Genomic DNA, 16293 nt, shown 5'->3' on the forward strand with positions numbered 1-16293 from the left:
GAGGGATATAGGGAGAGGGCATTTCCAATTGCACAACTCATTTAGACTAGCTATATCTCCCCAATCTCCCCATCCCCCCATCTCCAAAAGCGCTATAAAAGATAAGGGGAATTACTTTATGGAGTGAAGAGCGTGATACGGACGATCGCCGATTGGTTAGAGAGAAAATGGGTTAATCCAGCTTATGCGGGATGGTTGTTAGGCGCTCTGATGGTCTTCTTTTTCGGGGCAGCGACCAATACCATGGTGGGATGGTTGTATGTGATTAGCGGTATTCTCGCTGCTCTGCTACTTATGGCCGCTATTTTACCCGTGCGATCGCTGCGCGGCCTAGAGGTCCGTCGCCATCGTCTCCGTCCCATCAGTGCCGGGGATCATCTCACCATTGAACTCGACATCGAAAATCGCACCAACCAACCCAAAACTCTGCTCCAAGTACAAGACCTACTTCCCTTTGTCCTCAGTCCTCCCCAAACCGCCGCGATCGCCCATATCCCCCCTCACAGCAGCTATAAATGGATTTACGATCAACCGACCCAAAAAAGAGGAATTTATCGCTGGAGTACCCTACAGCTCAGGACAGCCGCCCCTTTGGGCTTATTTTGGTGTCGCCGTCGCCGGGAAGCACGGGCCACGGCGATCGTTTATCCGCAAGTCCTGCCCCTGCGGAGTTGTCCCCTGATTGACGACCTGGGGCAAGACCAAAGCCCGAAATTTAAGCGCGACCAGCAGGGCATCCAAAATGCCACAGAAGGGCTGACTCGCTCCTTGCGCCCCTACCGCATTGGCGACCCCTTAAGGCTGATTCACTGGCGCACCAGCGCCCGCTATGGGGACTTAAGGGTACGAGAATTAGAAATTATGGCCGGTGGTGACGATGTGGTGATTGCCCTCGATACGGAATGGGCTTGGCATCCAGAAACCTTTGAACAAGCGGTTATTGCTGCGGCTTCCCTCTATTTCCACGCCTCCCGTCGGCAAATGAATGTTAAGCTCTGGACAGCTTACACGGGTCTGATTCAGGGCCATCAAGTGGTGTTAGAGAGCCTTGCCGGAACGGGTTTTGGGGAACCTGCCCGGAATTTACCCAATTTACCCTTAATTTTACTGACCCAAAATAGCGATCGCCTCAATCAGCTCCCCATGGGCAGTCGTTGGGTGTTTTGGCCCCCAGAAGAGGGGTCTGGCCACATTAAACCAGAGTTTAAGGGTTTAGAGATCAAGGGCGATCGTCCCCTAGAGTCCGAATTGCAACAGCCCCTGTAATGAGTAATGAGTAATGATATCAAATCTATTTATTGACGCTACAGATCTCTGTAGATACTGTCTTGGATGTCAAGGGGCGGGTTCACCAAAATTTAGGAGACAAAGCAGTTAATTCTGTAAACCCGCCCTCACCCATGAGCTTTTCATCATCCTGCATAATTTTACAGTAAGCGACCTACAGGGAGTCGGGATCAATATCGAGCTGTCGGAGCTTATCCCGTAATTGTTGTAACTCCGACTCAGCTTGTTCTGCTCGTTGCTGTTCTTGGTCAGCTCGTTGTTGTTCTTGTTCTGCTCGTTCGCTTGGTGTTGGTATCCACTTCCCACTACCATCGTAAAAGCGCAACCACAACCCTTCTATTCCCTCATAGACCCCTTGCCATAACCCTAATCCTAGCCCTAATGCCTCTAACCAGACTTTCTTTTGAGATAAGTCCAATGGTTCGTATTTTCCCGCCTTGAGGACAAACCCTCGCAAGTTATTCTGATAGCGATCGTAAATAAAATAATAGGGAACCTGTAAAATTTTCTCGTACACTTCCCATTTGGTTGGCGGTTTTTCCTCTTGGCGCTCTGTGCGTCCTAAGTCTTCATCTTCCGTTCCTGGGGATGCTAACTCAATCACCATAAATGGACTGACTTTTTCTTGCCAGATCACATAACTTAGGCGTAATTCCTTTTGATTACGACTACGCTTGGCTCCCAACACTAGAAACCAATCAGGGCGTTTGTACCATAGGGTATTATTGCTTTCATAGTAGAGGTTGAGATCGCTGGCGATAAAATAGTCTTCTTCCGGGTAGCGGGGAGATTGACAAGTTTGACTGAGTAAATCTGGTTGGTAATCGTGAAATTCATCAGGCAATCCAGGTTCCTCCGGGTTTTCGCTGGGCAGCTCGTACATGGTGGGCAGAGATTTCTGCTTGGCATAGGGATATAGTTGAGTCATGGCTTTACAGATATAGCGTTTACAGGGAATCAGGATCAATGTTGAATTGTTGGAGCTTATCGCGTAATTGTTGTAACTCCGACTCAGCTTGTTCTGCTCGTTCGCTTGGTGTTGGTATCCACTTCCCACTGCGATCGTAAAAGCGCAACCACAACCCTTCTATTCCCTCATAGACCCCTTGCCATAACCCTAATCCTAGCCCTAATGCCTCTAACCAGACTTTCTTTTGAGATAAGTCCAATGGTTCGTATTTTCCCGCCTTGAGGACAAACCCTCGCAAGTTATTCTGATAGCGATCGTAAATAAAATAATAGGGAACCTGTAAAATTTTCTCGTACACTTCCCATTTGGTTGGCGGTTTTTCCTCTTGGCGCTCTGTGCGTCCTAAGTCTTCATCTTCCGTTCCTGGGGATGCTAACTCAATCACCATAAATGGACTGACTTTTTCTTGCCAGATCACATAACTTAGGCGTAATTCCTTTTGATTACGACTACGCTTGGCTCCCAACACTAGAAACCAATCAGGGCGTTTGTACCATAGGGTATTATTGCTTTCATAGTAGAGGTTGAGATCGCTGGCGATAAAATAGTCTTCTTCCGGGTAGCGGGGAGATTGACAAGTTTGACTGAGTAAATCTGGTTGGTAATCGTGAAATTCATCAGGCAATCCAGGTTCCTCCGGGTTTTCGCTGGGCAGCTCGTACATGGTGGGCAGAGATTTCTGCTTGGCATAGGGATATAGTTGAGTCATGGCTTTACAGAGAACCGCTTATAGAGGGTGAAAGACCTAAACACAAGTCAGTAGGGTGGGCCAGGTATAGTAAGAGCATTGTTGATTTGCTTCTTGAGGCTTGCCCACCCTACAGATGGTTTGCAATTATAGCTATTTTACTTCGTCGTCGTGGGGTCATCAATTTCCAGTTCTGCCAGTCGGAAGGTGACCAACTTATCCCAGTTTCCTCCCTCAAACAGTACCGCAGCCTTACCATCGGTTACCCGTTGCACTTGGCCGGTAAAGCCATAATAGGTATCACCCATATTTTTTACCCGTACTGCTACACCTGGTAAGATCATCGTTTTTTACCTCAATTCTCTCAAATTTGATCAATATCCTCTTAAAACTTTAGCCGATGTCGGTAATTAGCGACCGCTTCCACCAAGCCGATCGCCAAAAAATTCGTCAGCAGAGCCGATCGCCCATAACTCATCCAAGGTAGCGGAATTCCCGTCACTGGAGCCAGGCCAATAGTCATGCCAATATTGACCATCACCTGAAACACAATCATCGATAATACCCCGATCGCCAGCAAGGAACCAAAATTATCCTTCGCATTTTGGGCAATCATCACCAACCGAAAACAGATTAACCAGAAAACCACCAACAGGATCGCCGCGCCAATAAATCCCAACTCCTCACCCACCGCCGAAAAGATAAAATCCGTATGTTGTTCGGGAATAAAATGGAGTTGGGTTTGGGTTCCTTGATATAACCCCGTGCCATGGAGTTGTCCTGAACCAATGGCAATCCGAGATTGAATCAGATGATAACCTCCCCCTAGGGGATCTTTTTCTGGATCGAGAAATAGGATTAAGCGGTCTTTCTGATAATCCTTGAGCAGTCCCCAAAACACCTCACCCAGAAATCCGAATCCAGTCGTCAGGGCTAGGGTAACCCCAGCTCCGATGCGCGGCCAAGGTAAACTTGTCCAAGCTAACAGAACCAGTAAACCTGCCCAAGCAAACCAGGCAGGAAGATAAAGATTAAACAGGATCGCTGAGACAATCGGAGAGATGAGTAAAATCAGCCAACTGGGATTAGTATTGGCCCAGTAGAGCATTCCCAAGGCGATCGCCCCAAATACGAGGGAGGTTCCTAAGTCCGGTTGTAAGAATACTAAAGCCCAGGGTACGCCAACAATAGCCAGGGTTTTAAACAAGCCCGATAGTGTGGACGCTCCCTTACTGTGCAGGAGAGACGCTAAGGTAATAATCACCCCCAATTTGGCGAATTCAGAGGGTTGAATATTAAATCCTCCAATCGTAATCCATCTTTGCGCCCCTAAAGCCGTTGTCCCCACAAAAATCACCGCTAACAGGGAAACATTGGTAATGCCATAAATAATCCATTGCCATTGGATCAGTTGCTGGTAGCGCCAACGGGAAATAAATAGGGCTAGGATACACCCCATTCCCCCAATAATCCAATGTTGCACCCAATCGGTGTATTCGAGATTAAGCTGGGTCGATCGGATCATAATCCCACCAAATAGGGTCAGTCCCACCACTAAGATGAGTAGGAACCAATCTAAGTTTTTCCAACTACTGAGTAGGGAAAGCCAGCGAATTCTAGAACCTGAATTGGCAGAGTAAAATAGGGATCTACGCATAGGGGAATAGGAAATAGGGAATGGGGAATGGGGAATAGGGAATAGGGAATAGGGAATAGGGAAGGATTAATCCTTCTCTATTCTTGCTAGAGTATCTCTGGTTTACTCCAATTTATCCGGCGAGGACGGCGACGGAGATTTTAGCGGCGATCGCCTGAGCGACCTTCACTAAGGCTTGAGCGGAGGCAGATTCGGGAGCGCTCACCACGATGGGTAAGCCCCGATCGCCACCTTCGCGCAAAGACATTTCTAGGGGAATACAACCGAGCAGGGAAATGCCCAGTTCTTCCGAGGTTTTTGCGCCTCCTCCCGACCCAAAGATGTCATATTGGCGATCGGGCAGATCCGGGGGAATAAAATAACTCATATTTTCCACAATTCCCAGCACTGGAACCCCCATCTGTTCAAACATTTTCAGCCCCTTGCGCGAGTCAAGAATGGCTACATTTTGGGGTGTAGTGACAATGATGGCCCCGACCATGGGAACGGCTTGAGTGAGGGTTAATTGGGCATCTCCGGTTCCGGGGGGCATATCCACAATCAGATAATCTAATTCGCCCCAGTCCACCTGATAGAGGAATTGCCGAATCACCCCATTGAGCATAGGGCCACGCCAAACCACCGGCTGGTCTTTTTCAATCAAAAAGCCCATGGAAACCAGCTTCACGCCGTGATTAAAGGCGGGTTCGAGGACTTCTTGTCCGCCTCTCTCTTGTACCATCACCTTGGCTGAGTCTAAGCCCAACATGGTGGGAGCATTGGGGCCGTAGATATCGGCATCAATCAATCCGACCTTGGCCCCCGTTTGGGCTAAAGCCACGGCCACATTCACCGCCACCGTACTTTTGCCCACACCTCCTTTACCACTGGAGATAGCAATAATATTTTTCACGCCCTCAATGCCTTGGCGATCGGGTAGAGTATTCTTAGCTTGGGGCGTTTCGGCCGTCACCTCAATATTCACTGCTTGTACCCCTGGGATCTGTTTCACCGCTTTCGTACAGTCTTCGACAATAAATTCCCGCAGTGGACAAGCTGGAGTTGTCAGTACCAAGGTAAAATTCACATTTCCCTGGTCATCAATCTCAATCTGGCGAATCATATTCAGTTCCACCAAACTTTTCCGCAGTTCTGGGTCTTCCACTGGTCGCAGGACTTCTAAAACGGATTGGCGATCGAGGGTCAGATTCATAATGATTAGCTATTCGCTGTTGATGATTTCGGTGTTACTCATAAAATTTTAACGCTCTTGGGGAGTTCTCATGGGTTTTTATTCCCATGAACTCAAAATCCAAAATCCACCGAGTTTTCCGGGGGCGTTTTCTTTCCTGAACTTCCTTGGGCCGCTTTCTCTGCTGCCTTAGCCAGCGCTTCCGCCACCTTAGCCGCATAGGGACGAATAAAAGACCAAATCACAGGAGAGAGCCATCCTCGCAAGGTAACCGAATAGGAGATCCGCGTTCCCCAAACGGTGGACTCGACTTGGTAGATGATCCGCTCTTCAATTCCCGGCATGGCCAAAATCCTAATGCTTAAGAGTTCCCTGGGTCTAACTCGTTCGACAAAAATGCGAATCGGAATTGGGCTTAACCGGGTTACGGCGCGAAAAATTAGTCCGGGTTTAGGGACTAAACCCCTAGGCACATTGGTTCGCGCTAAGAGGGGATGCCAAGAGACATCCGCGAAATCAACAACGGTTTGCCATAGATCATCGACGGACGCTGAACTAATGACACGATAGGTTTTGGCTAGGGTACAGCGAACTTTACGACTTTTGCGACCCAATAGCTTAGACAAAAAATCTGGCATTGTCTATTCAATACTCACACTAAAAAATAATAGGGATAAGTGACACGGTTTAGGTTTGAGCAGGATTAGGAGGGTTAATGTCAACGGGGAGTGGGTCATTCACGCTAGGTTAACATTGCCAGTGAGATCTGCGGATGATGGATTAAGAATTATTTCAGTTCAGAAGGGTTTTTGTGTGTTAGAGGCCTAGAGGCTGTACTGTTGTGCCCTAAAATGGGGTGCAGAGGATCTCAATGTTGAGGGTTAAATCCAGAAAGTCTGATTGATTATGGGTCTAAGGCTTGTTCCAAGTCAATTGGAGATACTACAATCAACACCAGAAGTCCACAATTCCTATAGAGAAGGTAGACGAGCCAAAATGGAGCAAAGAACACACGAAACTGAAGATGGAACAACGGTGATAGTTTTAACGCCAACTGGCCGTTTGGATATCACTACAGCCTGGCAATTTCGTTTGAAGCTACAGGAATGTATTTCCAAGCTCAGTAGGCATGTGGTGGTGAATCTGGGTCAAGTCAATTTTATTGATAGCTCAGGTCTAACCTCTTTGGTGGCTGGGATGCGAGATGCGGAGAAAGTCAAAGGCAGTTTTCGGATCTGTAATGTTCACCCAGAAGCCAAGTTGGTGTTTGAAGTGACGATGATGGATTCTGTATTTGAAATTTTTGAAACGGAAAATGATGCCCTAGAAGGGGTTCCCAGAATACCTGGATAATTTTGGCCGCGAGCATCTTAAGCAAGTTTTTCGGTCGGGAGAGGAGACGGTGGGCTTGATTCAAGCAGCCGTCTTATGCTCCTGGTAACTGGGGTTCGACTCTGGTTTCTCTGAAAAGTCTTGGCAAAGTGACCTTTAGGGGTGAGAATGGGATCACCCACTCTTGATAATTTTAGCTGTGAATACTGTCCGCACTGTCTCAGATACCAAGCGAGCGTTTTATACTCATCACACCCGGCCGATCAATTCTATCTACCGCCGTGTGGTAGAGGAGTTGATGGTAGAGATGCATTTGCTATCGGTCAATGTGGACTTTGAGTATGACCCCATTTATGCTCTTGGGGTTGTTTCGTCCTTTGACCAGTTTATGGAGGGATATGCACCGGAGGGTGACAAAGCGTCTATTTTTACGGCTTTGTGTCAAGCATTGGAGAGTGACGCGAATGTTTATCGTGCAGATGCTCAACAGGTGAAGGAACAGGTTAAAGACTGGTCTGGAGAGGCTTTGGTGGCTCTGCTCTCTGATCCGCATCAAGGTGATGGTGCGGAGGGTTTGCGGGAGCGTTTGAAGGCGATCGCCGCTAATCCTAAGTTTAAATATAGCCGCTTGTTTGCCATTGGTTTGTATACCTTAGTCTCTACGGTTGATCCCGAACGAGTGAACAGTGAGGAGACTCGTAACCAAGCTTTAGAAAAGATTGCCCAAGGGTTAGGGATCTCTGTGGAAAAACTGCTTAAGGATATTGAGCTGTATCGGTCGAATTTAGAGAAGCTCAAGCAAGCTCAGGCAGTGATGAAGGATATCTTGGAGGCTGAACGCAAAAAGCGCCAAGAGCAAATCTTAGAAAAGGATACTTCTGCTGCTTCATCTTCGTCTACTGAGGAAACTGAAGAAGCTAAAGATTAAAAAGTTATTCAATTGATTCTTGATCGATCTGAGCCACCGGGTTTCAAGGTTTGAAGCAACTGGGTGGCTCACTTCTCTATTTAAGCATTCTTCATCAAGTGCTTTACGAGATTATCTTTCACCATCATTTGTCGCAACACTTCCAACAGATAGGTTTGAGCTTCTTCGTGGCTTAAAGACTGCACTTGATCTTCGTAGATTTTCATCTTGAATTGTTGCTCAAGCGTTAGCTTTCCGGGCATTTCCATATTCACTCCTCCTGCACGATTTCAGAAGTTGGCAGATTTGTGCCTTAATCTAGCACATGGATATTATATTGTCCATCTTGTCAAGTAAACAGTAGTGAGATTAACAAAAATTCACATAGAATCGGGTCTTGTGTCTATAATTCAAGGAGATTAAAATAAAAACGTCAAAATCGTTACCAAGTAATCGAGGAGGTTAATCCAGATGGATGCAATGGAATTTTTTCAGCGCAGTGCAGGCACATGGCGATCGCAGCGTTCAACCCATCACCTGGCCTTTCGGCGGGCAGAACTGGGAGAACTCGAAATCACCGTTAGCGCCTTAACCCCAGACGACCCCAGAGTGCAAGAAATTTGCACCATGCATGAAGTCGATGGCCAACTAGCCGCCGGTGGGGCCCTGGTACAATGGCACGGCACCATGAATTGGGATCGAGAAGGAGAAGGCCATGAAGATTCCACCGTCATGGTGATCGTTCCCGATGTGGATAACCCCCGGAAAGGGAAACTCCTGCGGGAAAAAGGCTATGCAGAAATCGTTCCCGTGGCTGGACAATATGAAATGGACGACGAAGACGGACTGAACCTAGTCACCGAATATGAAACCATGAGCGCGATCGAGCGATTTTCCTTCGCAAGCAATTCAGACGATATTCGGATGCGAACCAGCACCGTCAAACGCTTTGGCGGATTTAACACCGCTTCCTTCTGCATTGAAACCCGCATCGGTTCGGCCGCAGACACCAACGCCACGGCTCTGCCAGAAGCGCTCAAATCCTCTTGGGAAAAAGAATCAGCCGTTTCCCTATTGGGATGGTAACCTCACCCTGGATGGGGACAGGGTAGGGAGCGTGGGAGCGGAAAAAAGGTCTCAGGAGTAAATAAAATCTTAAAAATGCATCAAAAGTTCGGATTCAGTTTTTCAATAGGCTGTAGAATGGCAAATTCCCACTAGCCGAGAACTTATGAACGAACGTATGATTCCTGAAGACCAATGTCCGATCCAAATTGAAGACGATCGGACTGGCATGAATGTAGAGACTCTCAAACGTGCCTTTGCAGATAACCTATTTTACTTACAAGGAAAATATGAATCCCTAGCCACACAAGACGACTTCTACATGGCTCTGGCGTACACATTGCGCGATCGCCTCCTGAGTCGTTGGCTCAAAACCCTGAAAACCTACCTGGAAAACGACGTAAAAACGGTTTATTATCTCTCTGCCGAATTCCTCATGGGTCGGCATTTAGGCAATAGTCTGATTAACCTGAACCTTTATGATCGGGTGCGTCAAGCGGTAGAAGAATCAGGTCTCGATCTTGAAGAAATTCTTGAACACGAACCCGATCCGGGTTTGGGCAACGGCGGTTTAGGCCGATTAGCGGCTTGCTTCCTGGACTCTCTGGCTACCCTAGAAATTCCTGCCGTCGGCTACGGTATTCGCTATGAATTCGGGATTTTCCATCAAATCATTCAGGATGGCTGGCAAGCAGAAATTCCCGACAAATGGTTACGCCTGGGTAACCCCTGGGAAATTGCTCGTCCCGATCAAGCCGCAGAAGTCAAATTTGGCGGCCATACGGAAACCTACAACGATGAAAAAGGACGGCCCAGAATTCGTTGGATTCCCGGTACGACGGTGATGGGAATTCCCTATGATACCCCGGTTCCGGGCTACGACACGAATACCGTAAACCCCCTACGGTTATGGAAAGCTGAATCGAGTGATGATTTTGATTTCAGCGAATTTAACGCTGGGAACTACGATGGCGCGGTTTCGGAAAAAATGCGCTCTGAAACCATCTCCAAAGTTCTCTATCCCAATGACAACACCCCCCAAGGGAAACAACTGCGACTCGAGCAACAATTCTTCTTTGTCTCCTGTTCCCTCCAGGATATTCTGCGGATTCATTTAATGCGCCATAAGACCCTGGATAATTTACCGGAGACGACGGCCATTCAACTCAATGATACCCACCCCACAGTGGCGATCGCCGAAATGATGCGTTTATTGCTGGATGAACATGGCTTTGATTGGAATATCGCCTGGCGCATTACCCAGAAAACCTTTGCCTACACCAACCATACCCTACTCCCAGAAGCCTTAGAACGGTGGTCAGTCAGTTTATTTGAAACCGTTCTTCCCCGTCATCTAGAAATCATCTACGAAATCAACCATCGATTCCTCGAAGATGTGAAGCAATGGTATCCTGATGATTTAGACCTTCTCAGTCGCCTCTCCTTAATTGAAGAAGGCGCAGAAAAGAAAGTTCGCATGGCTAATTTAGCCTGTGTGGGTTCCCATGCCATTAATGGCGTGGCTGCCTTACATACGGAATTACTCAAACAGGATACGCTCCAAGACTTTTACAAGCTTTGGCCAGAGAAATTCTACAATAAGACCAATGGCGTAACCCCGCGTCGTTGGCTGCTGCTCAGTAATCCCAAATTGTCGGCACTCTTTAGCCGTAAGTTGGGAGAAGGGTGGTTAAAGGATCTCGATCAACTGCGTCAACTCGAAAGTTCTATTGAAGATCCAGAGTTTCGAGCCGAGTGGCGCAAGATTAAACAGCACAATAAAGAGGTGATGGCGGAGTATATTCGCACTCACAATGGTTTGGAGGTTGATCCCAATTCTTTGTTTGATATTCAGGTGAAACGGATTCATGAATATAAACGCCAGCACCTGAATGTGTTAAACATCATTACCTTGTATAACCGGATTAAGCAGAATCCCAATGTGAATATTCAACCCCGGACATTCATCTTTGGGGGTAAGGCTGCACCGGGATACTTTATGGCCAAATTAATCGTTAAGTTGATTAATTCGGTGGCTGAAGTGGTGAATAAAGATCCGGATGTGCGCGGTCGGATTAAGGTGGTCTTCTTGGCTAACTTTAATGCCTCTTTGGGGCAGAAAATTTATCCTTGTGCCGATTTATCCGAACAAGTCTCGACTGCGGGTAAGGAAGCATCGGGAACTGGAAACATGAAGTTTTCCATGAATGGCGCTCTCACTATTGGTACATTGGATGGAGCCAATATTGAAATCCGGGAAGAAGCGGGTGCAGAGAATTTCTTCTTGTTTGGCTTGACAGCTCAAGAGGTAGCAGAGTTGAAACAACAAGGGTATAAGCCTTGGGAGTATTATGAACAGAATGCTGAACTCAAGCAAACGATCGATCGCATTTCTTCTGGATTCTTTTCCCATGGCGATCGCAATCTGTTTAAGCCTTTGGTAGATTCCCTGATGTACAACGATCCTTATATGCTGTTCGCTGACTATCAGGATTATATCGATTGTCAAGACAAAGTAGATCAGGCCTATGCCGATCAAGATAATTGGGTGAAGATGTCTATTATCAATTCGATCCGTATGGGCAAATTTTCCAGCGATCGCACCATTCGCGAATATTGTCAGCAAATTTGGGATGTCAAACCTGTAAAAGTTGAACTCGAAGAATACAATCAAGCCTTAGCCGGTTTGAAAGTTTCCCAAAAAATTGGGTCTTAGTCTTCGACTTGACAACATTCAAGGTTTGAATACCCTAATTAACGTCAGTTTTGGTTAAGCGATCGCCCAAAAGTAATCCTCTTCTCCTGCGGGAGAAGAGGATGGGAGATTAGGAGATGGGTCGATTTTAGCTCATCAGAGCCTTAGTTGTGGATTGTCCCATCTTATTCAACCGAGAAACTAAGGTGGTGTTCAAAGCGGCAAAAAGCGCCCATTGAGTGAGCAAGGAAAAGGCAAAGGGTAAGACTAAAGTTTGGGCTGTTTGTTCTAGGGCAAACCAAGCACCCCCAAAGATGGAGAACATCCACCAAGTAGCGCCCATTTCGGGGCTGAGTTCTAACATGCCTACAATGATTAAGGGTAGAACTAATCCGGCGATCACTAAAGATCCGGCGATCGCCATCCGCCTTTTAGAGCGATTGAGTAAACTTAATTGAATAATCACCCCATAAATTAACATCAGATTGGCGGAGAGAATCAAAGAGAAAACTCCCCAGGTTCTTTCTGGGTGAGGTAAGCGAGCGATCGCCCAAACGACCCAAACCAGGGTAATCATCAACACTTGCAGGGCGATCGCCCCCACGGAAGGACTCTTTTCACCCCAAAGCAAATCCTGAATCAATCCTCGATTGTTCTTCGGTTGCTGATGGCGATATCTGGCCCAATCTAAACAATTTTGCCGCTCTGGAGTCATGGCAAACCCCATCAGTAGCACCACCATCAAATTAAACAAGCTAATACCAAATAACATATAAAAGCCTTGGTCAGGATAGTCCCAGGAAACAGGCAAAGCAAACCCCAATAACCACACCTGAAGCAAGCCTACCATCCAATAACTTTGAGACTTACTCACCCGTGTTCCTAGGGGATTTTGGTAGACGCGATTGACAATCTGAGCCATCCAATAGGCGATCGCCATACCCGTGACCATCGTTAATCCATAACCCACCCAAGCTGAAGAGAAAGGAAAGTTAAACCAATACCCGTCAAAATACTCTGCCTTGCCCCAAGCATACTGATCCAAGCACCAATTCACCCCTTGTAAATAATAGGGCATCACCATTAAACTCAGAACACTGGCACTACCGGCACGAGCTTGTTCGCCAATCTTATCATTACCGATCATGCCGAATAATAGGGCTAGGGTATAACACACGCCACATCCCAATCCCCAAAGACTATAGAGCGCTAATAAACTCACTAAGGAATACTCTTGTAGACCTGCCCAAGCATGGAGGGGTAGGCACAACAGGGTAAAACAGTACACAATAATCGGCACGCCAAGCACTTTACCCCATAAAATATTTTTGCTCTCTTGAGGACTGAAGCGAATAAAATTAAGGGTTCCTTTACGCACCTCTTTGGCCATATCACTGGTCAATAAAAAGACCCCACAGATCCATAAGGTCAAGGGTAAAATCCAACCCAGGGAACTAAAAATGACTGACCAAGCAAACTCCTGACCGATGTAATCATATTCTGTGGCGACTAGGATCAGAAGACCCTGCAATAAAACAGCCGCGACTATAGCTAAAAAGAGGGGAGGGGCTTTAAGCCGGCCTTTTAGCTCTCTTAATAATTGGGGATTCCATTCCCCAATGCGATTAAATACTGAATCCATATTTGAACTTACTCCTAAACGCTCTCTAGGGTTAATATCTTTTTGCTTTAACCCGGATGTACTGGTATTATTCCTCAGTGCTAAGTCAAGGTTTGGACGTTTGGACAGGTGTACTGTTCTATTATGGCAGTTGAAACTGGAGAGTTGGGAGATTCAGATCGAGTTGGCTGGCTCGATCATCCATTTGCTGTTTCATTAACGGGGAAACGGTTGATTAATTTCATGGCCCAAATGGCATTATCCTTGAGCGTATTAGAAATATGGGGAATATGGGGAATTTGCGATAATAAATCTAAGGTTCGTCTCAGTAGACGTACAATATCCCCTTCATCTAAACTGGTTTGTTCGCACAGTTCTGCCCAATCGCGATCCTGGGCCCATTGTTCGATTAAAGCGATTAGCTCATACTCTAACCAAATGGGCAGGGCGACATCATAGCGCCGTTGTTGCTGGAAGAGTTGGCGACGCATGGATTGTAAGTCTAACAAGGCTTCAATTACGGCTTGAGAGGTATTGTAGTTGACCCAACTATCGGGCCGTGGTGTTTCTGTCACTAGGGCAGCACAAGCGGCGGCTAAGTGATGGGGTTCTAGCTGGGCAAAGATTTCAGAGCTTAAGGCAATACCGAGCCATAATTCATTCTCTCCTCGCAGGGTGGCGGCTGATTCACCGAGGGTGGTGGGTACGAGTTTAGGATCGAGGGCGTTAAAGGCTTGCAGAATAGCAATTAAATTGAGGAATTCTTCCCAATAGCGGGATTTGAGGTGCTGAAACTTGTTGAGCCGATCGCCGATTTCGCTGTCTAATCTAACTGCACGAGAAATTTGCTTGAGAACCCGACCGCGATCGGGCCATTGATGCACTGGATGCTCCATTAACCCGTTCGTGATTTCCTCAACTTGTAGTTGTTGCTCATCTACCTCTGGAGCAGCTAAGGTAGTTTCTAACTGGGGAATTTGGTTAGCTGCGGCGGCTGTTTCTGAGCCACTCTTGCGACACTCTCCCGGTTTTAACTGTAACTCTGGGGGCAGTTCCCAACCATCAACGACTTTGAAGCGGGGAATATCCCCATATAATCCCACGACATCCCCATAGGTGGCCACCATCCAGCGATTATCTTCCCCTAGACAGACTAAATAAGGGGCTTGGCCGCTACCGGGGACTTTTCTGACCAAAATGGCGGAAATTGGCTCAGAAACGGTAATATACTTGCCTTTAAGACTTAATACGGTTCCTTGAACGGCAAAATCGATCGCCGCCGCTAAATCCTTAGTTCGCGCTCGTTCTGCTTGGTTTTGCAAGGTTTTTAAGAGTCGTTTGGCTTCCCGCAGTCGCTCTTGCAGTTTCTTGTAACTGGCAGCTAACTCTTGGAGGGTTTCTAGATCACCATAGTGGGCTAGTTTAGAGTAAATTTGCTTTTGTTCGGCTTGCAAATCGGCGATCGCCTGCTGTTGGGGAATTAAGCTTAAATTGGCCATATATTGACCAAAGCTGCGCTCGATCAGTTGTTTGGCTTCTTCTAAACTATGGGTTTGCAACAGGTTCAGCACCATGCCATAACTGGGGGTAAACTGACTGACCAAGGGATCTGCCCCTGCGGTGGCTAAATAGCCTGCTTCTTTGGCTCCTTCAAACCGGGTTTCTACGACAACTAAATGGCCAATTTCATCCATTCCCCTGCGTCCGGCTCGTCCAGCCATTTGCAGAAATTCACTGGGGTTGAGCAGGCGATGACCCTGATCGGTGCGCTTGGATAAACTGGAAATGACGGTGGTGCGAGCGGGCATATTAATCCCCGCCGCCAGGGTTTCCGTGGCAAATACGACTTTGATTAAGCCCTTTTGAAAGAGTTCTTCTACTAGAGATTTCCAAGCTGGTAATAAGCCCGCATGGTGAGCGGCTACCCCCCGATACAGGCATTCCACCTGGGAGCGGCGAATGGCTTCGGGATGCTCATGCAGCACCAGTTCTAGATGGGCGGCAACTTCCCGTTTTTCTTCGGAGCTGAGGAGAGAAAGTCCCACGGTTTCAGCCACAGCGCGATCGCATCCCTTACGGGAGAAAATAAAGTAAATTGCCGGTAGCATTTCCCGTTCTTGCAGTCGGGAAACCACGGTTAATAAACTAGGGACTTGATCCTTGGGTTTAACTTTGGGGGGTTTTTTGCCCTTGTATTTTGTATTCAGCAAGAGGCGGTTAATGCTGTTGCCTTTCTTGTTGAGTAGGGGAAAGATGCCTTTCAGGTTGCAAAAGTTATATTGCAGAGGGACGGGACGGAAGTCTGAGTAAATGCGTTCTGTGGGGCCGTGAACTTGGGAAATCCAGTCAGTAAGCTGGTCGCTATTGGCGACAGTTGCAGACAGGGCCACCAGTTGAATATGGGGAGGACAGTAAATAATCGATTCTTCCCAAACGGTTCCCCGTTGGCGATCGTTCATGTAGTGACATTCATCGAGAACCACCGCCTCCACGCCCTGGATCGATGTGCCAATTTGACCAATCGGTGTCCCGTAGAGCATATTCCGAAACACTTCTGTGGTCATGATTACAACAGGAGCTTCTCGGTTTAGGGACAAATCACCTGTAACTAATCCTACATTTTTTGCCCCAAAGAGCTGGCTAAAATCTCGCAGTTTCTGATTCGAGAGTGCTTTTAAGGGAGTGGTGTAGAAGACCCGTCTGCCCCGTGATAGGGCGCGATAGATGGCGTATTCTCCGATTAAGGTTTTACCCGATCCAGTAGGAGCGCACACCACCACCGATTTATCCGCGTTCAATGCAGCGATCGCCTGATGTTGGAACTCATCGAGTTCAAATGAAAACAAGCGTTTCAGGTCAAGGTCGGTAGGGGAAGGAGAACTATTCACCGTTCTAAAATT

At 47.3% G+C, this 16293-nt stretch carries 14 protein-coding genes; 5 read left to right on the forward strand and 9 right to left on the reverse strand.

Annotated features, from left to right (window positions below; all coding sequences use genetic code 11):
• Positions 1-132: 132 nt before the first annotated feature.
• Positions 133-1266 (forward strand): DUF58 domain-containing protein, encoded by a 1134-nt coding sequence (locus tag PMG25_RS08970; protein ID WP_283766557.1) that lies wholly within the window; start codon positions 133-135, stop codon positions 1264-1266.
• A gap of 175 nt (positions 1267-1441) precedes the next feature.
• Here PMG25_RS08970 and PMG25_RS08975 read toward each other — a convergent pair whose 3' ends face one another.
• From PMG25_RS08975 to PMG25_RS09000, 6 genes are all read right to left on the reverse strand, one after another.
• A complete protein-coding gene (locus PMG25_RS08975) occupies positions 1442-2215 on the reverse strand; it encodes a Uma2 family endonuclease (protein ID WP_283766558.1) in 774 nt (257 codons plus the stop codon).
• 19 nt (positions 2216-2234) lie between these two features.
• Positions 2235-2966 carry a Uma2 family endonuclease gene (locus tag PMG25_RS08980; protein ID WP_283766559.1) on the reverse strand — a complete coding sequence of 244 codons (732 nt, stop codon included), beginning with the start codon at positions 2964-2966 and terminating at the stop codon, positions 2235-2237.
• 137 nt (positions 2967-3103) lie between these two features.
• A complete protein-coding gene (locus PMG25_RS08985) occupies positions 3104-3289 on the reverse strand; it encodes an NAD(P)H dehydrogenase subunit NdhS (protein ID WP_283766560.1) in 186 nt (61 codons plus the stop codon).
• A gap of 41 nt (positions 3290-3330) precedes the next feature.
• Positions 3331-4602 carry a rod shape-determining protein RodA gene (rodA, locus tag PMG25_RS08990; protein WP_283766561.1) on the reverse strand — a complete coding sequence of 424 codons (1272 nt, stop codon included), beginning with the start codon at positions 4600-4602 and terminating at the stop codon, positions 3331-3333.
• A gap of 112 nt (positions 4603-4714) precedes the next feature.
• Positions 4715-5794: an Mrp/NBP35 family ATP-binding protein gene (locus PMG25_RS08995; protein WP_283766562.1), complete on the reverse strand. Its 1080-nt coding sequence runs from the start codon at positions 5792-5794 to the stop codon at positions 4715-4717.
• Positions 5795-5886: 92 nt separating this feature from the next.
• Positions 5887-6411 carry an SRPBCC family protein gene (locus tag PMG25_RS09000; RefSeq protein WP_283766563.1) on the reverse strand — a complete coding sequence of 175 codons (525 nt, stop codon included), beginning with the start codon at positions 6409-6411 and terminating at the stop codon, positions 5887-5889.
• 358 nt (positions 6412-6769) lie between these two features.
• On the opposite strand from PMG25_RS09000, the gene PMG25_RS09005 reads away from it, so the two are divergent.
• Together PMG25_RS09005 and psb29 are read left to right on the forward strand one after the other, a co-directional pair.
• Positions 6770-7126 carry an STAS domain-containing protein gene (locus PMG25_RS09005; protein WP_283764357.1) on the forward strand — a complete coding sequence of 119 codons (357 nt, stop codon included), beginning with the start codon at positions 6770-6772 and terminating at the stop codon, positions 7124-7126.
• A gap of 178 nt (positions 7127-7304) precedes the next feature.
• Entirely contained in the window at positions 7305-8033 is a 729-nt protein-coding gene (gene psb29 / locus PMG25_RS09010) for a photosystem II biogenesis protein Psp29 (RefSeq protein WP_283766564.1), read from the forward strand.
• 80 nt (positions 8034-8113) lie between these two features.
• Here psb29 and PMG25_RS09015 read toward each other — a convergent pair whose 3' ends face one another.
• The gene (locus tag PMG25_RS09015; RefSeq protein ID WP_283766565.1) at positions 8114-8281 is read right to left on the reverse strand and encodes an NblA/ycf18 family protein; all 168 of its coding nucleotides are present in this window, start codon (positions 8279-8281) and stop codon (positions 8114-8116) included.
• A 202-nt stretch (positions 8282-8483) separates the two neighbouring features.
• On the opposite strand from PMG25_RS09015, the gene PMG25_RS09020 reads away from it, so the two are divergent.
• Positions 8484-9098: a phycobiliprotein lyase gene (locus tag PMG25_RS09020; RefSeq protein WP_283766566.1), complete on the forward strand. Its 615-nt coding sequence runs from the start codon at positions 8484-8486 to the stop codon at positions 9096-9098.
• 145 nt (positions 9099-9243) lie between these two features.
• A complete protein-coding gene (locus tag PMG25_RS09025; RefSeq protein ID WP_283766567.1) occupies positions 9244-11793 on the forward strand; it encodes a glycogen/starch/alpha-glucan phosphorylase in 2550 nt (849 codons plus the stop codon).
• 127 nt (positions 11794-11920) lie between these two features.
• On the opposite strand, the gene PMG25_RS09030 is transcribed toward PMG25_RS09025, so the two are convergent.
• Together PMG25_RS09030 and PMG25_RS09035 are read right to left on the reverse strand one after the other, a co-directional pair.
• Positions 11921-13414 carry a hypothetical protein gene (locus PMG25_RS09030; protein WP_283766568.1) on the reverse strand — a complete coding sequence of 498 codons (1494 nt, stop codon included), beginning with the start codon at positions 13412-13414 and terminating at the stop codon, positions 11921-11923.
• 176 nt (positions 13415-13590) lie between these two features.
• Entirely contained in the window at positions 13591-16281 is a 2691-nt protein-coding gene (locus PMG25_RS09035) for a DEAD/DEAH box helicase (protein WP_283766569.1), read from the reverse strand.
• Positions 16282-16293 lie beyond the last annotated feature (12 nt).

Source organism: Roseofilum capinflatum BLCC-M114, from assembly GCF_030068505.1.
GTDB lineage: Bacteria > Cyanobacteriota > Cyanobacteriia > Cyanobacteriales > Desertifilaceae > Roseofilum > Roseofilum capinflatum.